General features: G+C 37.6%; 21 protein-coding genes and 1 tRNA gene. 16 read left to right on the top strand and 6 right to left on the bottom strand.

Translation table 11 applies throughout. The features are described 5' to 3' along the window. The first annotated feature begins 4 nt into the window (after positions 1-4). On the top strand, positions 5-238 hold the full coding sequence (locus tag CRO54_RS06960) for a hypothetical protein (RefSeq protein ID WP_097130321.1): 234 nt from the start codon (positions 5-7) through the stop codon (positions 236-238). 3 nt (positions 239-241) lie between these two features. Here CRO54_RS06960 and CRO54_RS06955 read toward each other — a convergent pair whose 3' ends face one another. Next, positions 242-1,993, bottom strand: coding sequence for a PAS domain-containing protein (locus CRO54_RS06955; RefSeq protein WP_097130319.1), 1,752 nt, complete (start codon positions 1,991-1,993; stop codon positions 242-244). 384 nt (positions 1,994-2,377) lie between these two features. Between CRO54_RS06955 and CRO54_RS06950 the strand changes: the two genes are divergently transcribed. Continuing rightward, positions 2,378-3,025: a response regulator transcription factor gene (locus tag CRO54_RS06950; RefSeq protein ID WP_097130317.1), complete on the top strand. Its 648-nt coding sequence runs from the start codon at positions 2,378-2,380 to the stop codon at positions 3,023-3,025. Between the two features lie 103 nt (positions 3,026-3,128). On the opposite strand, the gene CRO54_RS21160 is transcribed toward CRO54_RS06950, so the two are convergent. After that, positions 3,129-3,266, bottom strand: coding sequence for a hypothetical protein (locus tag CRO54_RS21160; protein WP_171047854.1), 138 nt, complete (start codon positions 3,264-3,266; stop codon positions 3,129-3,131). Between the two features lie 168 nt (positions 3,267-3,434). On the opposite strand from CRO54_RS21160, the gene CRO54_RS06945 reads away from it, so the two are divergent. The 14 genes from CRO54_RS06945 (at position 3,435) to CRO54_RS06880 (ending at position 17,285) form a co-directional block, all read left to right on the top strand. After that, positions 3,435-5,471 (top strand): BatA domain-containing protein, encoded by a 2,037-nt coding sequence (locus CRO54_RS06945; protein WP_097130315.1) that lies wholly within the window; start codon positions 3,435-3,437, stop codon positions 5,469-5,471. 99 nt (positions 5,472-5,570) lie between these two features. Beyond that, on the top strand, positions 5,571-6,830 hold the full coding sequence (locus CRO54_RS06940; protein ID WP_097130313.1) for a dihydroorotase: 1,260 nt from the start codon (positions 5,571-5,573) through the stop codon (positions 6,828-6,830). A gap of 94 nt (positions 6,831-6,924) precedes the next feature. Next, positions 6,925-7,599, top strand: a complete 675-nt coding sequence (locus CRO54_RS06935) for a hypothetical protein (RefSeq protein WP_097130311.1) — start codon at positions 6,925-6,927, stop codon at positions 7,597-7,599. Position 7,600: 1 nt separating this feature from the next. Beyond that, positions 7,601-8,206: a DUF4199 domain-containing protein gene (locus CRO54_RS06930; RefSeq protein WP_097130308.1), complete on the top strand. Its 606-nt coding sequence runs from the start codon at positions 7,601-7,603 to the stop codon at positions 8,204-8,206. Positions 8,207-8,364: 158 nt separating this feature from the next. After that, positions 8,365-9,315, top strand: coding sequence for a glycosyltransferase family 2 protein (locus CRO54_RS06925; RefSeq protein WP_097130307.1), 951 nt, complete (start codon positions 8,365-8,367; stop codon positions 9,313-9,315). 35 nt (positions 9,316-9,350) lie between these two features. Continuing rightward, positions 9,351-10,322, top strand: a complete 972-nt coding sequence (locus CRO54_RS06920) for a glycosyltransferase family 2 protein (protein ID WP_097130304.1) — start codon at positions 9,351-9,353, stop codon at positions 10,320-10,322. 60 nt (positions 10,323-10,382) lie between these two features. Further along, positions 10,383-11,258 (top strand): hypothetical protein, encoded by an 876-nt coding sequence (locus CRO54_RS06915; RefSeq protein WP_097130302.1) that lies wholly within the window; start codon positions 10,383-10,385, stop codon positions 11,256-11,258. Between the two features lie 19 nt (positions 11,259-11,277). Next, complete coding sequence (locus CRO54_RS06910; protein ID WP_097130300.1) at positions 11,278-12,777, top strand: GH3 auxin-responsive promoter family protein; 1,500 nt, start codon at positions 11,278-11,280, stop codon at positions 12,775-12,777. 13 nt (positions 12,778-12,790) lie between these two features. Then, positions 12,791-13,252: an IS200/IS605 family transposase gene (gene tnpA, locus CRO54_RS06905; RefSeq protein ID WP_097130298.1), complete on the top strand. Its 462-nt coding sequence runs from the start codon at positions 12,791-12,793 to the stop codon at positions 13,250-13,252. Between the two features lie 306 nt (positions 13,253-13,558). After that, the gene (locus CRO54_RS06900; RefSeq protein ID WP_097130296.1) at positions 13,559-14,731 is read left to right on the top strand and encodes a 1-deoxy-D-xylulose-5-phosphate reductoisomerase; all 1,173 of its coding nucleotides are present in this window, start codon (positions 13,559-13,561) and stop codon (positions 14,729-14,731) included. 20 nt (positions 14,732-14,751) lie between these two features. After that, entirely contained in the window at positions 14,752-16,152 is a 1,401-nt protein-coding gene (gene rseP / locus CRO54_RS06895; RefSeq protein WP_097130294.1) for an RIP metalloprotease RseP, read from the top strand. Between the two features lie 40 nt (positions 16,153-16,192). Further along, the gene (locus CRO54_RS06890) at positions 16,193-16,714 is read left to right on the top strand and encodes an iron-sulfur cluster co-chaperone HscB C-terminal domain-containing protein (RefSeq protein ID WP_097130292.1); all 522 of its coding nucleotides are present in this window, start codon (positions 16,193-16,195) and stop codon (positions 16,712-16,714) included. A gap of 75 nt (positions 16,715-16,789) precedes the next feature. Further along, on the top strand, positions 16,790-17,086 hold the full coding sequence (locus CRO54_RS06885) for a DUF3817 domain-containing protein (protein ID WP_097130289.1): 297 nt from the start codon (positions 16,790-16,792) through the stop codon (positions 17,084-17,086). A gap of 116 nt (positions 17,087-17,202) precedes the next feature. After that, positions 17,203-17,285 (top strand) — tRNA-Leu (locus CRO54_RS06880). Here CRO54_RS06880 and CRO54_RS06875 read toward each other — a convergent pair. The 4 genes from CRO54_RS06875 to treZ form a co-directional block, all read right to left on the bottom strand. Next, positions 17,236-18,807 carry a recombinase family protein gene (locus CRO54_RS06875; protein ID WP_097132298.1) on the bottom strand — a complete coding sequence of 524 codons (1,572 nt, stop codon included), beginning with the start codon at positions 18,805-18,807 and terminating at the stop codon, positions 17,236-17,238. The two genes, CRO54_RS06880 and CRO54_RS06875, sit on opposite strands and share 50 nt — an antisense overlap. A gap of 10 nt (positions 18,808-18,817) precedes the next feature. Next, on the bottom strand, positions 18,818-19,015 hold the full coding sequence (locus CRO54_RS06870) for a hypothetical protein (RefSeq protein WP_097130287.1): 198 nt from the start codon (positions 19,013-19,015) through the stop codon (positions 18,818-18,820). A gap of 510 nt (positions 19,016-19,525) precedes the next feature. Next, positions 19,526-23,533: a malto-oligosyltrehalose synthase gene (gene treY / locus CRO54_RS06865; RefSeq protein ID WP_097130285.1), complete on the bottom strand. Its 4,008-nt coding sequence runs from the start codon at positions 23,531-23,533 to the stop codon at positions 19,526-19,528. Continuing rightward, entirely contained in the window at positions 23,526-25,364 is a 1,839-nt protein-coding gene (treZ, locus tag CRO54_RS06860; RefSeq protein ID WP_097130283.1) for a malto-oligosyltrehalose trehalohydrolase, read from the bottom strand. The genes treY and treZ overlap by 8 nt, the downstream gene beginning before the upstream one ends. Positions 25,365-25,368 lie beyond the last annotated feature (4 nt).

Genomic DNA, 25,368 nt, shown 5'->3' with positions numbered 1-25,368 from the left:
AGTGATGGAATATAAAAAAGGTAAGCTGCAAAATGAACGAGGTTCGGTGCAGCAACAAACTCAAAGAAACGAACAGTTTGCAAATGAAAGTGAATTTGCGCTAATTCCAGTACCCAAGGTAAATTTACATAAAGTAGATTATCAAGATGATTTTTCAGACGTTAAGCCTAAGCGGAGTTCTTGGAATTCTATCACTTTTGATAATGATGATCTTTTAAGCGTATTTAAACCAGCTTAATTTTTATATTGGGAATTGGATGTGGATAGTAGTTTGTCTACGTACTGAAGTAATTTCCATTTTACCATGCAGTAACTTCACTTTAGCTTCTATGGTCTTCAATCCAATTCCATTTTCTTTTTTCACTACGCTGTCAAATCCAATTCCATTATCTTTCACTGTAAGATGTATATGGTTGTCTACTACACTAATATTTATCCTTGCAAGTGTGGCGTCAGCATGCTTCATGATGTTTAATGCCAATTCTTGTGTAATTCTATAGATAGCTAATTGTAGGTATTTGTCTAAAGGAATATCAATTCCAGAAAAAGTACAGTTGAAACGGGTTTTGCCTTTCAATTGAGAACAAATGTCATTTACACTAGCTTTTAACCCAAAATCTTCTAAAATGGAGGGCATGAGCTCATGAGATATTCTTCTCGTCTCTTGAATACACATTCCTAATAATTCCTTTGAACGATCCAATGCTTTTAGGTTATCGTCATAAGCTTCCTCTTCATTGAGTTTAATGCGTTCTAAGTTTGTCTTCACTCCGTAAAGTACTTGTCCTAAACCATTATGAAGCATCTCCGCAATACGTTGTCTCTCTTCTTCTTGAGCATTTAGAGAAGCCTTTAAAATCTCTTTCTGTTGTTGTTTTTCGAAGTTTTTCAGTTGGTCTTTTCTCAACACTTCTTCCGCATGTTTTCTTTCAGTAACATCATTAAATAACACACCTACAATATTTTCTCCTAATGACTTGATTGGAAAAGCTTCTACTTCAAACCATGCGTTAATTATTGCTGCGGGCAATTCAAAATGCGCCGATTTTTGACTTTTAGCCACTTCTCCGTAAATCTCATACCAGTGGTTTTCTAGCGTTGGCAAAATTTGGTTAATTGTTCTGTCGTGATAATCACTAATGCCAGTTTGATTCTCGAATGCTGGATTTGCTTCTATAAAACGATAGTCTATAGCTTTGCCTTCGCTATTCCACAACACTTCTATAATACAAAACCCTTGATTAATGGAGTTGAATAGCGATTTGTATTTGCTGCTAAGATCTGCGCTAATTGCTTCCTGGTTATTTTTTAATTCGGTAATATCTCTTCCAATAACAATTACGCTTTTAACTTTTCCATTAACGGTAAGCTCTGGAGCCATTTTGATGTTGTAATAGAGTTGGCTTTCTTGAGATTTAAATGGAACGGTTATCGTTTCTGCAGTTCCATTTTCTAGAACATTTTGCATTTTCTTAACCAATGCTAAATCATCCACGTCAGGCCATATTTCTTGGTGGCTTTTGCCTAGCACACTCGCTAGGGATAACCCCATTTTACTTTCGAAAGCTGCGTTACCGTAACTCAATTTTAAATCGCTGTTCCACTTGGTAATGATGTCTGGCGTATTTTCAATAAGTGTCTTATATAGATTTTCGCTGTATTTGTCTTTTTCTACACTACCAAATGTAACAACTACACCTTCCGGAATTGGAGTGATGGTAAGTTTTATCCAGCTTTCCGTAAATACAGACATATACTCGAAAGTGGTTTCTTTTTTTTGAATGATAGCTTGGTTTACTTCATGATAATAGCCTGTTTTTACAGAATTTGGAAATAGTGCCCAAACATTTTTTCCTATCATTTCCGCACTCGACATCTTAAAATAGCTCAGCGCCTTTTCGTTAACGTAACTGAAATTGGCATTATGATCAAGCACATAAAACGCTACTGGTATCGCATTTAAAATCAGCGTTGCATTGGGAAACTCTGGCATAATTTGAAGATTTACCTTATAAAACACAGAGATAAAGAATAAGTTCTGCGTAAGCGTTATTTGTACGAAATTGAAGCCTTTTTAAATTTTAAAAACAAATGGCCTGCTATTCTCATTATTAGGTGAGATAAATAGGTGGTAGGATTAGAGATTATATTATTAGTTACGGTTAGAGTAAACTTTAACCAAGATTGCTTCTTCTCATGATTATGAAGATGTACAGATAGGAGGGTATTTGTACTCTTTTAATGCCATATTATACTTGTTTTTGGCCTGCAAATGAGATTATAGGCTTGCTGCTTGTTTACCTAATGAATACATAATTAATGTTTATATAATTTCGAGCTTTTGGAACAATCAACTAGATCAAAACATAGAGGAAGAATGATAAATATCATATTGGCTGAAGATCATAATATCGTTAGAAATGGCATTAAATTGCTTTTAGAATCTGATGAGCAAATTAGGGTTTTAGGGGAGGGCGTTAATGGTGTAGAAGTAATGAAATTACTGTCGTCTGGAGAGGTAGATATGATTGTGGCGGATATTAACATGCCAGAAATGGACGGTATGCAGTTGTTAAAAGAAGTAAAAGCGAAGTATCCCAAAATAAAGGTAGTAATGCTTTCGATGCATGACCATGAAAAATATGTGATGGAGGCATTCAAAAATGGCGGTGATGGTTACTTACTTAAAAATATTGGAGCAGATGAGCTGATTTTTGCAGTTAAATTTGTAAACCAAGGTCGTAGGTACCTTTGTGCAGAACTTACCATGTCGCTAATGGATACGATGTTGCAAAGTAAGCAATATCTAATGGCTATTCCAGAAAATGAAATAGATTTCTCTCTACGTGAGTTAGAAATTTTACAACTAATTGCCGAAGGACTGACCAATTTAGAGATGTCTGAGAAACTGTTTTTGAGTAAAAGAACTATAGAAGGGCACCGTCAAAGCTTATTAGACAAAACTGGCTCTAAAAATTCTGCAGCCTTGATACGTTATGGCGTAATTAACGGGCTTATACAATAACGAAAAACCATTACGATGCAGCCGATGAATTTATTAGTGGAGCGAAGTTTTTATTTCAGCATCAGTTTCGTAGCTAATTTTTAAAATTTAGCTCCACAATAGTTTATTTTCCGCTTTTCTTTCTCTGTTTATCTTCTGCTTGCTTTATTTCATCTTTTTCTGCCAAAGGTGCTTCAGTTTTTAACTTAGAATTGGATGTCTTATCTTCTTTGCTCGATTTGTTTTTATCTGGAGTTTTCATGTTTGTATTTTCTTATAAAAACATCTTTGCCGTCTCTTTTGTTACTTTTTTACATCATGTTTTTGAAAAAGAAGTATTTATACTTTACATTTTTGCGTTAAACGCTGTAACGATAAAATCATAAATCGTAAGTTTAAAATCGTAAATCTTTTGTACCTTTGATTTTTAATGAATTTCCTCTATCCGGGCTTCCTTTTTGCACTTTTAGCGGTACTAATCCCGGTAATAATTCATTTATTCAATTTTCGCAAGTTCAAAAAGGTTTATTTTAGTAATGTTTCTTTTTTAAAAGAAGTAAAGGAGCAAAACTCATCTAGAGAAAAGCTCAAAAACCTATTGATTTTAGCCGCCCGTATACTGGCTATTGTTTTCTTGGTTTTGGCATTTGCCAGACCGTTTATAAATTCCAACTCCGAAACTAATAAGTCAACTGGAAATATCGTAAGTATTTATCTCGATAATTCTTATAGTATGGATGCAGTGAATAAGGAAGGAAGTTTACTAGACGAAGCCAAACGTAGAGCAAAAGAAATTGTAAAAAGTTACCAACTTAATGACAGGTTCCAATTATTAACTAACGATTTTGAAGGTAAACATCAGCGACTGTTAAATTCAGATGAGTTTGTACGAGCTGTAGACGAAGTGAAGATATCGGCCGCCAATAGGAATTTACAGCAGGTGGTAAATCGTCAGCAAGGTGTGTTTACAGGTACTGCCAACCGCTTTGCCTACGTTATATCCGATTTTCAGCAAAATTTTGCAGGTAACGAAGCGATTAAAAAAGAACAATCCACTCAATTGGCATTAGTGAAATTAAGTGCTAACGAATTACCTAATATTTCTGTAGATAGCGTTTGGTTTCTTTCACCTGTACACCAACCCAATACTTCAGAGAAAATTATTGTTCGTTTAAAGAACTTTGGTAGCGAAGAAGCTAAAAATATCCCGCTCAAATTGATCGTCAATAACCAACAAAAAGCTATCGGAAGTATTACGGTGGCTGCGGGAGCAACTGCTATCGACACGCTTTCGTACAGTGGCTTAAGTTTAGGCTGGCAAAAGGGAGTGTTAAGCATTAAAGACTTTCCATTAACTTTTGATGATGAACTGAACTTTAGCTTCAATGTAAATGCTAATCAACAAATTTTGAGCATTAATGGCAACAGCACTGCCAAGTATATCGAAGCACTTTTCAACGCCGATTCTTATTTCAAATTAACATCCGTTTCCGAAAATAACATTAACTACGCGGCTTTCTCAAATTACAGTTTAATTGTAGTGAACGGCATTAGTCAGCCTTCTAGTGGTTTGGCACAAGAGCTAAAAAACTATGTGGCCAATGGCGGTACGGTAGTAATTTTTCCTTCTACAACTGCTGATTTGTCTAGTTATAACTCATTCTTAACTACCTTAAACTTGCCTTCAGTTGCAGGTTTAGTAACCGAATCAACCAAGGTTTCGCAAATAGAATTGAAACATAGTTTATTTAAGGATGTGTTTGAAACACTACCTAAAAACATGGATTTGCCCTTGGCTAATCGCTACTTTACTTATGCAGAAAGTAGTAAGCTAGCAAAAGAGCCAATTCTACAATTGCCTGCTGGAAAAACATTTATAGCTCGTTATCCAACAGCTTCCGGACAGTTTTTTTTAGCTGCAACTGGATTGGAAGAAAAAGATGGGAATTTATCTAAACATCCACTTTTTGTGCCATTGATGTATAAAATTGCTTTTGAAAGTGCTAAAGATCAGCCGTTGTTTTATACCATTTCGAAAGACAATGTGATTACGCTACCATCAGTAAAGTTGGGCGCTAATCAATCTTTGAAATTAATTGGAGATGGTTTTGAAGTCATTCCAGATATCAACCATCAAAACGGAAAAACGTTATTGTACGTGGCCGACCAAATTCAGAAATCAGGTTTCTATAATGTGAGAAAAGCCGATTCTACTTTTGCGGTAGTAGCTTTTAATGACAACAGAACTGAATCTAATATGAAATACGATAGCCAAGCAGAGTTGGAAGAACGCTTTGGTTCGCAAAAAATTCATTTTATTGATGTCAAAAAAGAGAACGTTTTATCGGCCATTGCCGAAAAAAATAATGGAACTGAGTTATGGAAACTTTGCCTAATTTTGAGCTTAATTTTCATAGCCGCCGAAATATTGTTAGTTAGATTTTTTTCGCCACAAATGCACAAATAGATTCATTTTATCTGGAAAAATGATGTTATAAAATCTGTGTATCTGTGGCTAATAAATATTTGTGGTTAAACGAAATTGAAAAATAAAATATAAAAATTCATGAGCCTCTTAATTAAGGGAATTACCATTGCAGATGCCAGCAGCGAGTTTAACGGAAAAACTTGCGATGTGAGAGTTGAAAAAGGAGCTATTGTAGAAATAGGTAAAAACCTAGAACTGCAAAAGCATGAAGCAGTTTTTGAACAGAGTGGAGCAATACTTTCGCCAGGTTTTTTTGATTTAAACTGTGTTTTTGGAGACCCAGGTTTCGAAACCAAAGAAGATATTAAAACAGGTACGGCTGCTGCTGCGGCAGGTGGATTTACAGGGATAGCTATCATGCCTAATACCAAACCTGTGGTGCATAGTAAAGGCGAGGTAGAATATATCTTGAATAGGGCTAAAGGTAATTTGGTTGATGTACATCCAATTGGAGCCATCAGTCAGAACTTGGAAGGTAAAGAACTTGCCGAAATGTTCGACATGAAACAAGCTGGTGCCGTTGCCTTTGCAGAAGCTGGTAAAGCCATTGCTGATGATGGTTTCATGAGTAGGGCTTTACAATATGCCTTAGGTTTTGATGGCTTATTGTTTACGCATCCTGAGAATAAAGCATTGGTTGGAAAAGCACAAGTGAACGAAAGTGCTACTACCATTTTATTAGGCATGAAGGGTATTCCGGCATTGGCCGAAGAAATGCAGGTTTCGAGAGATATTTTCTTGGCGCAATACCATAATGCTCCAATTCATATCAGTAATATTTCTACAGCAGGTTCTGTATCACTCATCAAAAAAGCGAAAAAAGATGGCGTAAAAGTATCTTGCGATGTAGCTGCTCATCAGTTGGTGTTTACAGAAGAGCTGCTAAACGATTTTGACAGTAATTACAAAGTGAAACCGCCGCTACGCAGCAAAGCTGATAATAAAGCATTAATTGCGGGTTTAAAAGATGGTACTATTGATGCGATTTCTTCACAACATCGTCCTTATGAAATTGAGTTCAAAAACGTAGAGTTCGAAATCGCGAACTACGGAATCATTGCTTTACAAACCGTATTGCCATTATTGTTGCAAGCAGGTTTAGATACGGCATTAATTGTGGAGAAATTGGCTATAGCCCCTAGAAAATTATTAAAATTGGAAGTTCCTGAAATTAAAGTAGGTGCAGTTGCTAATTTTACAGTTTTTAACCCTACAAAAGAGTGGACTTTTAACAGTGATACCAACAAATCAAAATCAGCTAATTCGCCTTTATTTAATAAAACGTTAAAAGGAAAAGTGGAATTGGTTTATAACAACGGACAACATATAGAATATTAATTTAACTCGTTATTGCAAGCTACAAAGTATCCGACAAAAAGAACTATCGCTTTAAGATTGCTTCTTGCCTCGCAATGACGGAAATAATAACAGGATGAATAACACAGTAAAAAAGACAATTACCGCTTCATTAGCGAAGTTTGGCGAAGTAAATAAGGCAGCGAGTATAGAACTTACACATAAATTAGTAGAGGTTTTTGAAGCCGATGCTGATTTTATGGATAAAGTAGAAAAGTTTGATGGCGTTTTCGATGAATATCCAAAGTTTGAAGAGCTGAGAGAAACTTTCTTCGATTTATTGATGATTAATTTCTTTACCAGCGATGTAAATAAGTTGGAAGAAGATTATTTAGATTCTAAAGAATGGGAAGCCATTGAAGACGAAACTATTGATAGGGGAACGGAGTTGTTAAACTTGTTATTGTACATCAACGAGTGCCACGATGAACAAATTAAACCAGAATTAGAAGATTTTTTGAAAGAGTTTTTATTGGTTGATGAAGACGAGTTTCAAGATGAATTCCACATCTATGAAGATTTAATTACCAATCAGCAATTGGTAGAGACTAGCATTCAAGAAATCTGTGAAAATGCGAAGATTTTAAACCTTGCAGAAGAAATGCAAGAGCTTTTTGTGCCATTTATGGCATTCTTTTTACAGCCAGCTGCATCAGAGCAAGCTTACAAAGATTTAGAGAAATTTAGTAACAATAAGGCGTTTGATGCGTCTGTTTATAGTCTGATTACTAATTTTAATCAGAGTAGATAGAATGGAAATTAAATTTAGGGATAAAGAACTAAAAGCCGAAGCTGCAAAACATGGCTTAGCATTAGGAATAATTGTTTGGGTTTTAAGCTTAGTTTTTTCTTATGTGATGTTAAGCAGTTCTTCTTTCTGGGTTGTTGTACTTGTTATGCCTGTACTTATCAGTTTCTTAATACCTGTAGTATCTTCAATTTTTCTATCTATAGATTTACGTAAGAAAATTGGAGGGTATTGGGATTTAAGAAAAGCTACGTCTGGAATATTTATCATGTTTTTAGTTGCCTTCATTTTACATACAGGCTTACAAACATTTTTTGTTAAAGTTGTAGAGCCGAATTGGTCTGAAAAGGTAGTTACATCTGTTGCAGATGCTACTCACGATATGATGCTTAAGCAAGGAGTAGATAAAAATGAAATAAATAAAAAGGTGGATGATTTGAAAAAGGGATTTGAACAAAAAAACTCAAACAGTATTGGAAAAACAATTCAAGGATATTTTATAAATTTGATATTTTTATTTGTATTCGCTTTTTTTCTTGCACTTATATTTAAACGGAACAACCCTAATCCTTTCGCAGGTCAAGCGAATGACCAATTTGAAAATAATTAGATTGATAATGGTAAACCTCGTAGGTTTTTTAAACCTACGAGGTTTCTTATAATTTTTCAAACGTGCAAGTTTTTTCAATTTATTTGATGAAATTTGCACGTTGTTTTTTAGTACAAGTATACCATCTAAATACTTCATACTAATATCTAAATACTAAAATGGATATATCAATTGTAGTACCGCTATATAACGAAGACGAGTCGCTGCCCGAGTTAATTTCTTGGATAGATGATGTGATGCAGAAGCATAACTTTTCTTACGAAGCAATTTTTATTGACGATGGTAGTACCGACCGTTCTTGGCAGGTAATTACAGAGCTGAAGTTGAGGTTTGCGAGTATCAGAGCAATCAAATTCCGACGTAACTATGGTAAATCTGCAGCTTTAAATGTAGGTTTTGCTGCGGCGCAGGGCAATGTAGTCATCACTATGGATGCCGATTTGCAGGATAGTCCTGATGAAATCCCAGCGCTTTATAGCAGAATTAAAGACGAAGGTTACGATGTGATTTCCGGCTGGAAGAAAAAACGTTACGACCCAATAACCAAGACCATTCCTACTAAATTGTTCAATGCGGCTACTCGTAAAATGAGTGGTATCGAGTTAAACGATTTCAATTGTGGTTTAAAATCTTATCGTAATGATGTAGTTAAAACCATTGAGGTTTACGGCGAAATGCACCGTTATATTCCAGTATTAGCTAAATGGGCAGGTTTTTCTAAAATAGGGGAGCAGGTAGTAGAACATAGAGCTCGTAAATATGGGGTAACCAAGTTCGGTTTAAGCAGATTCATCAATGGCTTCTTAGACTTGATGTCTATTTTCTTCGTAGGTAAATTTGGTAAACGTCCAATGCACTTTTTTGGTTCTTTAGGCGTGCTAAGCTTCTTCTTAGGTATCATTATGGCCATTTATATTATGGTAGAAAAGCAAATTCATATCTGGAACAATTTGCCATATCGTAATTCTACAGACCAACCACTGTTTTATTTGGCTTTGGTAGCTATTGTTGTAGGTTCACAAATGTTTTTGGCAGGTTTTGTGGCCGAATTGGTTGGTCGTAATGCTCCAGAAAGAAACCAGTATTTAATAGAAAAAGAAATTAATTAGCTAATTAGCTAATTAGATCATCAGCTAATTGTTAAATGTTCTTTTCAATAATCATCCCTTTATATAACCGTCCGCAGGAAATTAAGGAACTGCTATCTACTTTGTGCAAGCAAACTTATATGCAGTTTGAAGTCTTGGTGATAGAAGATGGTTCGGTAAATGATGCAAAGGATATTGTGGCTAGTTTCGAGAACAAACTCGACGTCAAATATTTCTACAAAGAAAACTCTGGTCAGGGATTTTCTAGAAACTTCGGTTTTGAGCGTGCCAAAGGCGATTACTTCATCATCTTCGATTCGGATATTTTAGTTCCCGAAGACTATTTGGAAATTGTTAAGGATTACCTTTTTGAACATCAGTTAGATGCTTTTGGCGGTCCAGATGCGGCACACGAGAGCTTTACTCCAGTTCAGAAAGCGATTAGCTACGCCATGACTTCTCCATTTACAACTGGAGGCATTCGCGGCAATAAAAAACACATCGGTCAATTTCATCCGCGTAGCTTTAACATGGGGCTTTCTAGGGAAGTTTACGAGAAAGTAGGAGGTTTTATCCTCACTCGTTTGGGCGAAGATATTGAATACAGTATCCGGATCCACGAAAATGGTTTTAAAATAGGCTTAATTCCAGCAGCGAAAGTTTACCATAAACGACGTACGAGTTTTACACAGTTCTATAAGCAATTGCACTTTTTTGGGAGGGCACGTATCAATATTTACAAACATTTCCCGTCAGAACTAAAAGCTGTACATTTTTTTCCAGCAATTTTTACACTAGGTTTAGGCTTTACTATACTTTGCAATATCCTTTTTCGGCCATTAGCTTACGTTTGTAATTTCTTCGTACTCCTATACTTTTTGTTGATATTTTTTCATGCTTGGCAGGTTAACAAATCAATAAAAATTGCATTTTTGAGTGTTATAGCATCTTTCATACAATTAACAGCTTACGGCTTAGGTTTTATACAGGATTTTGTGAAACGAGTTTTGCTGAAGAGCAAGGATTAAGGAACAAAGAGCAACGATTAAACAATTAACCTATTAAACGGTTAACCAGAAAATATCAAAATGATTAACTACTTAAAAGAAAGTACTTTTGCTGTGCAAGATGTAATCATGCAGGCATGGAAAGTAACCAAAGAGAACTACTTTTCTATTGCTACCCTTTGCTTTCTTATTTTTTTAACAGCATCAACTTCAACCTTTATGGCCTTCTTTATGGAAGACGTAAACTTGGGGATTAGAACAGTGATGCTATTGATATTTGTATTGAGTTATTGCGTGGTAGAGCTATGCATGATTAAGTACATTTTCAAGCTTTTGGATACGGAGAATGCGGATATTCAGATTATCGAAACATTACCAACTAGAGCCGAAATCATTAAGTTTTTAGTTGCAGCCGTCTATTTTGGTTTGAGCATCTTTTTTGTAGGTATTTTGTTAATGCCAATCTTATATGTACTCGACTTATTGCTGAAACTACTAGTTAATCAAGGAGTGATTTCAGGCTATGCGCAAACTGGTGCTATTATTGTAAATGTGGCAGTTGGTATCGCAGTTTTAAGTATCTTTTTCACTTTCGTAAGGATTATCTTTTTTCCATTTTTTATAATCGATAAACACAGTTCATCATGGGAATCTATTAAGTTAAGTTTGGCAACAACCAAAGGTAACTTTATCAAGCTATTGATGATTTTACTAGGTTTGGTAATTGTTCAAGCAGTCGTTTTCGGCTTCTTTTATATCGTGATTTTGATGGGTTTTAGATTGGTGAATCTATTTATCGATTACGATATCAGTCAGTACAGTTCTTTAATTGTAGTGATTTTTAGCTCTTTTGTGATTGTGCCATTTTCAACTGCATTTTTTGCGGTAGCTTATCGTAAAATTATGAATGAGTACAAAGGCGATGAACATCCAGATATCATTCACAATATCATGTAACTAGTTCTGAAGGGAAAATATGAGATTAAAATCAGCACTAAGTAAGGTATTTGCATCTTTTGTTGTCAAAGGCATTGAGAAATGGAAATTCGATGCTGTTGCGGCGCAAGAACGTACATTGAAAAAGCTTGTTAACGAAGCAAGTCATACGGTTTTTGGGGTAGACCATCGTTTTGTAGAAATCAAAAATTATGAAGATTTTAAAGCTCGTGTGCCTGTAAGGGATTACGAGGATTTAAAGCCATATATCGAAAGAGTAGTAGCTGGCGAGGCGGATATTCTATGGAAAGATAAGCCAGAATATTTGGCAAAAACATCGGGTACTACCTCTGGCGTGAAATATATTCCTATTTCTAAGCAGTCGATGCCAGAACACATTAAAGCGGCTAGAAATGCACTGTTGACTTATATTCACGAGACTGGAAATGCAAGCTTTGTAGATGGAAAATTGATTTTCTTGCAAGGAAGTCCTGTTTTGGCTAAGAAAAATGGAATTAACGTAGGTAGACTTTCGGGAATTGTTGCGCATTTGGTACCAGCCTATTTGCAGAAAAACAGAATGCCAAGCTACCAAACCAATTGTATCGAAGATTGGGAACAAAAAGTAGATGCCATTGTAGAAGAGACGATCAACGAAGACATGCGGTTGATTTCTGGTATTCCGCCTTGGGTGCAAATGTATTTCGATAAACTGACTGAAAAATCAGGCGGTAAACAAATCAAGGATATCTTTAAGAACTTTCAGTTATTTGTTTACGGAGGTGTAAACTTCGAACCTTATCGTGCAAAAATTGAAGCGAGTATCGGTAAAAAGATAGCTGCTATCGAAACTTATCCTGCATCGGAAGGTTTTATAGCCTATCAGGATAGCCAGACGGAGAAAGGTTTGTTGCTGCTGGCAGATGCTGGAATGTTCTATGAATTTATTCCGTCTGAAGAATATTATAATGAAAAGCCAACGAGGTTGAGTTTGGCAGAAGTGGAACTAGACAAAAACTATGCGTTGATTTTAAATACCAATGCAGGTTTATGGGGTTATAGCATAGGAGATACGATTAAATTCATTTCCTTAAATCCTTACAAAATTGTAGTTACAGGAAGGATTAAACATTTTATATCAGCTTTTGGCGAGCACGTAATTGGAGAGGAAGTTGAACATGCATTGCTGTCGGTTGCTAATGAAGAGGGAATAGAAATAACAGAATTTACGGTGGCTCCGCAAGTAAACCCCACTTTTGGTGAGTTGCCTTACCACGAATGGTTTGTTGAATTTGTAAAAGCACCCGTTGATTTATCCGCATTTGCATTAAAAGTAGATAAGGCATTACAACTGAAGAATATTTACTACTTTGATTTAATTGAAGGGAATATTCTTCGCTCGTTGAAGATTACAATACTTCAAAAAGATGCTTTTGTAAATTACATGAAATCGGAGGGTAAGTTAGGTGGACAAAATAAAGTGCCAAGGTTAAGTAATGATAGGAAGTTAGCGGAAGGGTTGGAGAGGTATATTGCTTAAAAGCTCTGTTTTTATGGCTGGAACTTTTTCTCAAATATATATACAAATAGTTTTTGCTGTAAAAGGGCGAAGTAGTTTAATAATGCCAAGTTGGGAAGAAGATTTGTATAAATATATTTCTGGAATTGTTAAAAATAAAGAACAAAAGATGTTGGCAATAAATGGAATGCCAGACCATATTCATCTTTTGATAGGTATGAAGCCATCTTGTTGTTTATCAGATTTAGTTAGAGAAATAAAGAAGTCTTCTAACGAATTTATAAACGAAAAGAAATATTCGAGTTTTAAATTTCTGTGGCAGGAAGGTTATGGTGCATTTTCGTATAACCATTCTTCTTTAGATGACGTGATTGCATATATAAACAACCAGAAAGAGCATCATAGAAAGAAAACGTTTAAACAAGAATATAAGGAGTTTTTGACGAAATTTAATATCGAACACAAAGACGAGTATTTATTTGAAGGGTTAGATTGAAAAAGGTCAAGCATTTATGCCAATAATTATAGAAAATTCAACGGTCTATTTGCCGCAGACGTTTAAAAAAATAGAATATAGGTTTGTAACCTCGAAGAGGTTTTATATTTATAGATAATTAAAAATGATTAAGTGCGACCCCGATGGGGTCGTATTAGAATACGCTAATGTACTATAAACATAACATCCCTTCGGGATATAAAAAGAAGACGATACATTTGCCTTGAATTGTAGATGACAGGAAATTAATAGGAAAAGATTCAACGGTAGAGGGATAAACAATTTAACAATACAACAATCTAACAATTGAATAACAAACACATATCCATATTAGGTTCAACAGGTTCAATAGGTACGCAAGCACTGGAAGTAGTGCGGGCAAACCCTAATTTGTACAAAGTTGATGCCTTAACAGCACAACACAATGCTGATTTACTGATAGCGCAAGCTTTGGAGTTTAAACCAGCGTTAGTGGTCATCGGTAACGAAAATTTATACCAGCAAGTCAAATCGGCTTTGCCAAACACAAAAGTGATTGCCGGCGAAGAGGGGTTAATAGCTGCAGCGCAATTGCCACAAACCCATTTGGTTTTAACTGCTGTAATGGGCTCTGTAGGTTTAAGGCCAACTATTGCAGCAATTGAAGCGGGTAAAGATATCGGCCTTGCCAACAAAGAAACTTTGGTGGTAGCAGGAGAGTTGGTCATGGATTTGGCCAAACAGCATGACGTGAAAATCATTCCCGTAGATTCTGAACATTCGGCTATTTTTCAGTGCTTGGTGGGCGAAGAGCAAAACGAAATCGAGAAGATTTTACTGACTGCTTCTGGCGGACCATTTCGAGGAAAAGATAGCAGTTTCTTAGCTACTGTAACCAAAAATGAGGCCTTAAAACATCCAAACTGGGTAATGGGCGCTAAGATTACCATCGACTCCGCTTCTTTAATGAATAAAGGTTTGGAAGCAATTGAGGCCAAATGGTTATTCAAATTAAAACCAGAGCAAGTAGAAGTTGTGGTGCATCCTCAATCCATTATCCATTCTATGGTGCAATTTACCGACGGTTCTATCAAAGCTCAAATGGGTGTGCCAGATATGAAATTACCCATTCATTACGCTTTGGCTTACCCAAATAGATTAAAGACAGATTTTGAGCGTTTTAGCTTTTTGAAATATCCAGAATTGACATTTTCTAAGGCAGATACAAAAAGTTTTCGTAACCTTGAGCTTGCTTACATTGCAATGGAAAGGGCTGGGAATATGCCTTGTATCTTAAATGCAGCTAACGAAATAGTGGTAGACGCATTTTTAAAAGATAAAATAGGTTTTTTGGAAATGAGCGATGTAATTGAAGCATGTATGGAAGAGATGGAATTTGTATCTCATCCAACATTAAATGATTATTTAAAAGCAGATGAATTGACAAGAGCATTTGCAAGCGAGTTAGTAACAAAACAGAGTTTAACACATCTAAAATAGAAATACACGACAATTAATATATGGACGGACTGATTATGGCGGGCCAGCTTTTGCTGGGGTTATCGATACTAGTAATTTTACACGAATTAGGACATTTTTTAGCAGCAAGAGCTTTCGGAATTAAAGTAGAAAAATTTTATCTTTTCTTTGATGCTTGGGGATTTAAACTCTTCAGTTTTAAAGTAGGAGATACAGAATACGGGGTAGGGTGGTTGCCTTTGGGCGGTTACGTGAAAATATCAGGAATGATAGACGAATCGATGGATACGGAGCAAATGTCTGCACCTGCACAACCTTGGGAATTTCGTTCTAAACCAGCTTGGCAACGCTTAATTGTGATGATGGGTGGTATTATTGTCAACGTTATTGTGGGTATTTTCATTTTCTGGATGATGGCCTTTAAGTATGGTGATACTTTTATGCCTAATGATAAATTAACCTATGGAATAAGTCCTGGTGTTGTGGGCAAGCAAATGGGATTGCAGCCAGGAGATAAAATTTTAGCAGTAAATGGGCAAAAGTTAATTTATCTGGATGAAATTTTAAGCTCGAAGGTATTATTGAACAATACTAAATTGACCATTTCTCGTGATGGAAAAGCAATTGATTTAAGAGTTCCTGAATCTGTTTTAGATAGCATCAGTAAATACAAAATCAGAGAATTTGTAGGGCCAAGGGTAGTTGCGAAGAAAATTGATTCTGTTGCTACACCACAAGATCTTCAGCCTAAGGTTAGCTTCTTTGGAAAAATTAAAGCTTTATTCGTTAAACCAGATTCTGTGAAAATTTCGGCTCCGGCATTCGAAGCTGGGATGAAAAAAGGTGATAGTATATTGGCTGTTAATGGCAAACCTGTTAAGTTTTATAACGACATTACTTCTGAAGTAGCAAAAAATAGAGGTAAAAGAATAACTGTAGATGTACTACGGGGAAGTGAAGTATTGTCTTTAACTCCGAAGGTATCCCAAGATGGAACTTTATCCATCATTATCCCAACTATTCCTCCTCCTGTGGTTAATATCAGTTATGGCTTCATGGAATCATTTTCTATTGGAGTAAATAAAGGATGGAGTTCATTTACAGATAATGCAAAAGGCATCTGGAAGATGATTACAGGGAAACTAAGTGCTCGTAACATTAGCAGTCCGATTGGTATTGCACAAGTTTATGGTAGCGAGTTTGATTGGGAGAAATTCTGGAGTTTAACTGGTTTAATATCAATGGCGCTAGCATTTATGAATTTGTTACCAATTCCAGCATTAGATGGTGGACACGTAGTTTTCTTAATCATTGAGATGATCAAAGGAAAACCATTAAGTGATAAATTCATGGAAAGAGCTCAAGTAGTAGGCTTTGTTATCTTGCTATGTTTAATGGTATTTGCCTTCGGTAACGATATATTGAAAAAGTTTGGGATTTAATTAATTAGCTAATCAGCTAATTAGCCAATAAGCTAATTGAATGAACTACTTCGAATTATACGACTTGCCAGTTTCCTTTCATCCCAATCAAGATGTGGTAAAACAGCAATTCTATGCATTAAGTAAAAAATATCATCCAGACTTCTACATCAATGAAAGTGTGGAAAAGCAAGATGAGGTATTAGAATTATCGACACTTAATAACAAAGCATTTCAAATACTGAAAAACCCTCATAAAGTACTATCGTACGTATTGGAACTGAAAGGGATGATTAGCGAGGGCGAAAGCTATACACTTCCACAATCATTTTTAATGGAGATGATGGATGTAAATGAAATCATCATGGACTTACAGTTTGATTCGGATGCTGAAAAACTAGCTCAAGTTAAGAATGAGATATCAGATATAGAGCAATCATTAAACAGTGAGTTGTTGTCGTATACCGAAGAATTTGAAAATGTTAAAGTAGAACAGCAGGAGCAAAGTTTAGCTAAAATCAAAGATATCTATTACAGAAGTAAATATATTCAGCGACTGAAAGAAAGCTTAGCAAAGCTTTAGTTAGCCTATTGTCATAAAGGATATTGGACTAAAATACTGCGATAAATTCGATTATTTTAGTCCAAATTTTAAATTATGTCTTCATTACATCTTTTCAGAAAAGTAGCCTTAGCCGAGGGTATCTCTTACATCGTATTACTTTTTATTGCTATGCCGCTTAAATATTGGGCTGGCTTGCCTTTAGCCGTGAAGTATGTAGGTTGGGCTCATGGTTTGTTATTTGTGCTTTACATCGCTTGTTTGGTAATGGCTTGGCAAGAAAAAAAATGGGGATTCGGAAAAGTGGTTTTGTTGTTTATTGCTTCGTTATTGCCTTTTGTCCCATTTTATGTGGAGAAGAAGTTGAAAGAAGAGGATACTGTGAAAAATTAATGAGCTGTGTATCTGTGCGAAACAATTAATATCATGAATTAATTGCCAATACTTTAAATAATACTTGCGTAATAGCTGTTCTTTTTATAGATTTGCGCTCCCGCTTACAGGGAAACGCCCAGCTGGCGGAATTGGTAGACGCGTTGGTCTCAAACACCAATGGGAAACCGTGCCGGTTCGATTCCGGCGCTGGGTACCATACCGGAGATAGAGTTTTTTAGAACTTTATCTCCGGTTTTTTTATTTTGTAACTCTTTGTTTCTCATGTAGATAAACTCTGCTCCCTCACTCATTCTACCGGTTCGATGTTTTTTGCCGTCAAACAGCCATTTGTTGGAAAAAAGGGTAGCAATGATTGTTCGCTTGTGATCGACGTCAGAATCCTCATACAGCCGAATAATGTCCCTAAGGTTCTCCAAGGCCTTTTTTATGGTTTTTTCAATTTCTTTTCGTTCCTCGGTGGTTCGAGTATGCTGTGTCTGGCTCGTTCGGTAGGTAGCTGCATTTGCTTCACACTCATTTTTTATTTCTTGGTATTCACTGATATCGATGATTTCGGCGAGTAGGAGGCTCTTGGCCTTTTTTACCTTTTTTTCTTGATCTGTGATCAGTGCAAGGCAACGTTTGATGTGTGCTTCCTTAGCGTGTTCCTCCACTGCAACGATATCGAGGATAATCTCTTGGTAGATTTCCATAACTCCAGTCCTTGGCACTAGTAGTCTGAGTTCATTTTCAAATTCTTCATTCACCAATTGGTGTGGATATCTGACTTTGCACTCTGGTTTACAGTGGTAGTAATGATAGTAGGCACTACGCCCCTTGGATGCACTGCCCGTCAACATCCAGTCGCATTTAGGACACATCAAAAATCCTCGTAGCGGTAGTTTCTCATCGAAGTTCTGTCGGAGGGTGATTTTTTTCTTTCTGCCTCTCATGACTTCCTGTACCTCATAGAACAGCTCTTCGCTGATCAGTGCTTCATGTTTTCCTTCTACGATTTGCATTTCCTCGTCCTTATAGGCTGGAACTACGACCTTGCCACAATATCCTGGATTGGTAATGGCCGACCAAAAGGAACTTTTGGAGCATTTCAGTCCGCGTCTCCTTGCCATTTTCCAGATGACTTCGGTGCCATAGATGCCTTCTGAAATCCTTTCGAAGGCCCATTTCATGTGGCTGGCTTCAGGTTCTATCGGCGCAATGTATTTTCTGCCGCCTTCGGTGACCAGGTTCTTGTAGCCTGGTAGGGCCATACCCATCCATCGGCCTTCCTTTTTACCTCGTCTCATGCCGAAAAATACGTTGGATGCCCTGCGGTCGTTTTCCACTTCGGGCATGGAAAGGAAAACGGCAAGCATCATCTTGCTTTCGGGGATGGTCAGGTCTAGGGGCTGATCGATGGCCATCACCTCGATGCCGTACGTCCGGAGGGTGGAAATCATCTGGTAGGCATCAGAGGTATTTCTGCTGAAACGGTCCCATTTGGTAAACAGGATGAAGTCGCATTCTTGCCCTTTGCTGCGTTTAATGGAGGACAGGAGGTTCTTCCATTCGGGGCGCTCGAAAGTTTTGGCCGAATGGTCCTCAAAGATGACTTTTCCAATTTCTATTTGTAATCTTTGACAGTAGGCTGTAAGCCTTTCTGCCTGGTCCCGCTGGGAGAAGCCACGTTCGGCCTGTTCGTCCGTGCTTACCCTAATGTATAAATGTGCTTTTGCCATAAATATTGGATTAAGTTTTTGGATTGATTCGCTGGTTATCTCCTGGGATGTCCGTAACCAGCTGCTTGATAGATAATTTAGCAAATCTATACATTACATCCAAGACTTTTTTTGCCTTTTGATCGGAGATGAAGGTTCCATGTTTGGAAAAGATTTCTTTTACTTTCTTAGTCGTTACTTTTTTTTTTTCGATTTCTTTATAGCGCATAATATTTAAGGGATTACGGTTTCTAACTGCTAGTTTCCTTAAATATCTGCTATATCTATCCCTACTGGTGATGAATAAATTAAGCTGATAAATTATTTATCCCTAGTAGGTGAGAGGGTATTTGGAAGTTAAAGGGTGGAAGGACATGTTATTGTCATTGGATTTTTTGTACGAGTTGAGCATGTTGGCAAAGTTAAGTCAGAGAATGATCGAGAATGATCCTAAATTAGCTAGTTTGAATTTGCTGAAATAAAGTTTTTTTTCCGCATGCATTAATTCCAATCAACTTTATCTGTATAGGTTCTCTACTAGATCGATAAAGGTGCAAATGGCTCATTCGTGATTCGAGAGGCCTGAGCTCAATAGAACTTGCGGCGTAACAGGGAAATAATGTCGCTATCCAAAAATTACAAGGACAGTCTTAAAATAAAGAGCCGCCCTATTGACCGGCTTTTTTATGAAATGTCCTGTCTAAACAAAACGAAGAAGTAAGTGAAATTCTTTCTAAATCTATCTATCATAAAGTTTAATCAATAGATAAAGTTCTTTTGCTAAATCTTCGTAAAAGTCTTCTTTCTCTAGTCGCCATGTCCAATTGCCATCAACCGAAGCAGGTACATTCATTCTCTCGCTGCTCGGCAAATTCAGCAAATCTTGAATTGAAATAATTGCATTAGCAGCCGTAGAAGCTAATGCTAGCCTAATCAATTGTTGGCTAATGGTTTTATGGTTTACTTTAGAGCCTAAATAACTTTCAATTCTTGCTTTGGTTGCCATATCTGTATCATCTTCGAACCAACCTCTAGTGGTATTGTTGTCGTGAGTACCAGTATATACAATACAATTCGAATTTTGATATTGGTGAGGAATATGTACCGATTGTGCCATATCCTCTCCAAATGCGAATTGTAGGACCTTCATTCCTGGTAATTCTAAGTCATCTCTTAGTTGATAAACCTCAGTGGTAATTTCTCCAAGATCTTCCGCAATTAAAGGCATTTTACCAAGCGATTTTTCTAATTCTCGGAAAAAAGCTCTTCCAGGTCCAGCTTTCCAACTACCTGTTTTGGCGGTTTCACTTCCCGCTGGAACTTCCCAATATTCATCAAATGCTCGGAAGTGATCCAGCCTTACTTTATCATAAAGCGCCAGGTTCATCGCCATGCGTTTCTTCCACCAGTCGAAATTATCTTTTTCCATGGCCTTCCAATTGTAAACGGGCATGCCCCATAATTGTCCATCTTCATTGAAATAATCGGGCGGTACCCCGGCGATGCCTGTTGCCGCACCATTTTTGTCTACTGCAAAAAGTGTTGGATTTGCCCATACATCTGCTGAATTGTGTGCACAATAAAAAGGGATATCTCCAATCAACTCAATGCCTAAAACAGCAGCTTTTTGCTTCAGTGAATTCCACTGCTTAAAAAACACAAATTGCTGCCACTTCAATTCTTCTAATGCAGATAAGTGTTTTGTAACCATCTCGTTCAAAGCTTTTTGTTGACGTTGCTTTAAAGTAGTAGGCCATTGATACCATGGTTTGCCATTTTCCAATTTGCTGATGTGTACGAACAGCACATAATCATTCAGCCATTCTTTTTGTGCTTCGCAGAATGCTTCAAATTCACCTTTTGAGATGGAAGATGGTCGAGTGGCCCAATTTTGATAAGCTTTTTTCAGCAACGCTTTTTTGACCTGCTCGGCTTTTTTATAATTTACCTTTTTCTCCTGTTTCAGTTGATGGTTTTTCAGATCTTCAGCACTCATCAATCCCCAATCAGCCAATACTTCAGGGCTGATGAGCAGTACATTACCTGCCATTGCGGAAGTGGAACTATATGGAGAAAATGATTGATCTGAAGTAATCGGGTTCATTGGTAGTACCTGCCAGTATTTCATCTTTGCATCAGCTAGAAAATCCAGAAAGCGATCTGCTGATGGGCCAAGGTCGCCGATACCAAAGGCCGTAGGTAGCGAGGTAAGGTGCATCAGTACGCCAGAGCTACGTTTCTTTTCAAGAACTTCGATTTGGTAAATGGCAACAGGAAGTCCGTCTAGCAGTTTTTCTAAGCTAATTTTACCGTTCTGATCTGTTTCCAGATTTGAAATTATTTGTCCAGTTAAACTATTGGTAACCTTTAGCTGCGCCTGAACGAGCTGTTTTGGCAGGGAGAGTTCAATTTCAGTCCAATTGACTTGTCTAAATGGCTCCTTAGAGCCTGATTTATTGCAATTTAAAATTGGAACCACTACCAATAACCATTGCTGACGATAATGCCTTGCGTAGGCAATAATTTTTGAAGTCTCATTACCGCCTATGCCTAAGGCATGATAATCGCCTTTGGCAAATAACTCTCGGTGTTGTTGCCTCAATTGTAGTAAAGTTTTTAACAGATGAAGTTTAGCATCGTCGCTAATGACCTCCGATTGTAATGAACTTGACAATGGACGATTTTTGAGATTTTGCAGACTTTTGTGTCGAGCGTGGTAATCTATCGCCCTACGATTATCTGGATCTACCATGCTTAAATCGAAAAACTCGGTTCCTTGATAAGTATCGGGAATGCCGGGCAAAGTATGTTTAAGCACCAAAGAGGAAAGCGAATTCAGCTTACCGATCTTGATAAATTTTAACAGAAATTGATGAAAGCTGTGCCAGAAACCTCCCTGGGGCTTTAAGAGTTTGGATACGAATTGCTGTGTAGCTTTTTCATAAGCGGCATCAGGTTCGTCCCAGTTAGAGCGTCGTTTTGATTCGCGAAGTGCCTTTTCAATGTAAGCAAATAAGCGATCTTGATAATGATTGTGGTTTGGACCTTGCTCTGGGCAACTGGCAATTAATGTTTGATAGATGAAATATTCGTCATTTTCATCAGGCATTTGCTCCGTTTTTAAAGCTTGGTTCATGGTACGCCAATGGACGATACTTTCTGTCCACTCGCTGGCAAATTCCGTTAGTGCCGAAAGCCGAGTGCGACTATCCTCTGAACGTTTGGTGTCATGGGTAGCGGAAGCATTCATTGCCAAAGGCCACCGTTTTGCCCTATCGCTAATAGCTTGATGGAACTGCTGTACCTCTATGCCAAAATGCACGGGCGAATCGCCAACTTCATTATTGCCAATAAACCTGTGGTAGGTATACATCAGCGTATCTTCTACACCTTTAGCCATTAGTGGCCCGGTAAATTGCATTAGGCGATTGAAATAGGAGATACCTCGCTCATCCTTTAGCTCCGTGGCTAACAACATTGCCTTTAAATCGGGTATGAAGGATTTAAATCTAGTCTCTTTTTCAAGTTTGCTAAAAAGCTGATTTAAAATGTCCTGTTGATGTGTTGCTAAATCGGTACCATTGGTATATAAACGATAAACGGGCAAGGCTACCAATATTGAAGCAATGAGCTCTTTAACCGTCAAAGGATCTGGTAGTTTATCCTTGTTCGGCAGTAAAGTTAAAGTAAGTTTGCAGAGATTTTCGAGCTCACCTTGCATGTGATTTTCGAGAAAAGCTTTTTTCTTTTCCAGAATTTGATCTTCCACAGCAGCTTGCTTGCCGGCAAATAACTCGTAGGTTCGTTCAAAGTCTATCTTGGCATTGGTGCATGTGAACAATTGATTGCTTAAACCCAAATAATCGTAACCTGTTGAACCTTGGATAGGCCAGTTTTTCGGTAGGTCTTCGCCAGGTTCCAAAATCTTCTCCACTACAATGTAAATATCATCGCCACAAAGCTCTCGCAATTGCTGTAAATATCCTGTCGGATCTGCCAAGCCATCCACATGGTCAATTCTTAAACCTTGAAAAATGCCTTCATCCAACAGTTGTTTCGTTAATTGATGATAGTCCTCGAAGACTTGTTGAAGCTGCATGTTTAGACAAATCAAACTGTTGACCGTAAAGAACCTGCGGTAGTTGATTTGGCTATTGGTTTCCCTGTAGTTGCATAGTCGATAATATTGATGAGCTATAAGTTCCTTTAGCTCTACAGCTTCAGGATTTGGGTATCGATTGTTGATTGGCCAAAGGCTATCGAAATATTTGATGGAATAATGGTCTTCGTTTTGGATCAGTTCCAGTTCATTGCGTTCAATTACTTTATCTAAATCATCACCCAAAAAAGGAACCATGATTGGCTCTTTCTCTAAGTTGCTAGTAATCAAATCAAAATGTTGGCGATAAGCGGATTGTTCACCGTTTTGGAGTACGTCCATTAACCATGCGTTATCTTGATGGAAGCCCATATGATTGGGTACAATATCCTGCAACCAATACATTTCTTTCGATTTTAGCAATGCCGAAATCTCACGTAACTCTTCTAAAGTGCCAATTTCAGGGTTAATTTGATTGGGATCAGTGACATCATAACCGTGATTGCTGCCGGGAACCGACTTGTAAATAGGTGAAGCATAGATGGTTTTGATACCTAACCCATGCAAATAAGGGATGATCGCCTTTAAATTTTTAAAGGTAAAGTCTTTATTGAACTGTATGCGGTAAGTTGAAATCGGATCAATCATAGAAAGTAGTGTAGGCAATAAAAGATTCGGGTTGAATAGTCAAGTGCGATGAAAAGTTAGTGGGTGTATTTGTCGATGTCGATGGACCGAGCCATTTTTCCTCTGCAGAATCCAAGAGCTTTTCATCGATAGTTAAATGCGCCGGAATTGAAAGTTGTTGAACGCTAGAAGAGAAGTTTAGCAGACACAAAATGCTTTTATTTTCGTCGGCACATTTGCGTTCAATCATTAAACTGTTTTCTGCTTGAAATACATAAGCTTTTACAGTATCAAGATCAGCAGTTTGCAACATGGTATACTGTTTACGAAGGGCTATCAGCTGTTTGTAATACTGGAACATATTAGCATTTTTAGCTTGTTGCAATAACTTCCAATTCAATTTAGAGCGATTAAAAGTATCCTCCGCTTTCGGATCAGGCGCTTGACCGTCGACGTGTGAAGCAGCAAACTCTTCTCGGCGTCCATTGCGCACCGCTTCCACCAAATCAGGATCGCTATGATCTATGAAATAAAGGAAAGGGTTGGTTTCAGCCCATTCTTCGCCCATAAACAACATGGGCACAAAAGGGGCAGTTAAAATTGCTGCAGCCAACAGCTTCTGCATTTCAAAGCTGTACAAGGTACTGCTGCGCTCGCCAAGCATCCGATTACCCACGTGATCGTGGTTTTGGGAGAACACAGTAAACTGCGAACCATGATGCCCTTGTGCACTTTTTCCGAAGAAATTGTCCCGCTCTTTTGAATACATTCCGGTATAAACGTAGGCATCTTGATAGGCTTTGCCCAAATGAGAAATGCCGGCGAAGTCTAAGTAGTACCCCTGTTTTGGCTCACCAGCGGCTACACGTAAGGCATGATGAAATTCATCTACCCACTGTCCGTGCATGCCTAGACCATTTTGTTCTACCGGACTAATGTATCTCGGATCGTTCAGGTCACATTCAGCAATCAAGTAGTAAGGTTTGCCAGTTTGCTTGCTCAGTAAATCCGTGTGTTTACTAATTTCTTGCAAGATATGTGAGGCGCTATTGTCTTTAATGGCATGAACGGCATCTAATCTAAGTGCATCGATGTGGAAATCTCTGAACCACATGATGGCATTTTCGATGATGTATTCGCGTACGCCATGCGAACCTCGGTCATCGAAATTCACGGCTTTGCCCCAAGGCGTTTTGTATTTGTCTGTGAAATAAGGTCCAAACTCATGCAAATAGTTTCCTTCGGGACCGAAATGGTTATAAACCACATCTAATATCACAGCCAGTCCCTTACTATGACATAAGGCCACGAGTTTTTGTAATGCTTTAGGACCACCGTATGATGCTTGTATCGCAAACGGTAAAACGCCATCGTAACCCCAATTTCTTTCGCCGGCGAAAGCGGCCACTGGCATCAACTCAATGGCTGTAATTCCAAGTTCAATGAGATGATCTAGCTTTTCTGCAACACCTTCAAAGTCTCCACCCTCAGAGAAAGTCCCAGTGTGTAGCTCATATATAATGTAATCTTTAAGGGGGATGTTTTGCCAATTGTCTGAAGATGGCTTCTCATTTAAATTTATCGCTTGGGATGGACCATGTACGCCTTCTGGCTGCAACACCGAAGCTGGATCTGGTAGTTGTTTTCCATCAATCTTTAGCCAATAGAGGTCGGTTTCTTTAATACTTGTGATATGACTTGCCTCCCAATAACCATAATCTTTGCGACTTAAATCGATGTTTGCTTTATCTTTAATGGCTAGTTGTACTTTTGTTGCTTGTGGAGCCCAAATTCTAAAATTGCAACGGGCGCCATCAAACGTTAGCCCTATATTTCTTTTTGCTACGTTCATGTAA

This window comes from Pedobacter xixiisoli, from assembly GCF_900215335.1.
In the GTDB taxonomy this organism is placed as follows: domain Bacteria; phylum Bacteroidota; class Bacteroidia; order Sphingobacteriales; family Sphingobacteriaceae; genus Pedobacter; species Pedobacter xixiisoli.
This window is presented reverse-complemented; position numbering and strand designations above follow the sequence as displayed.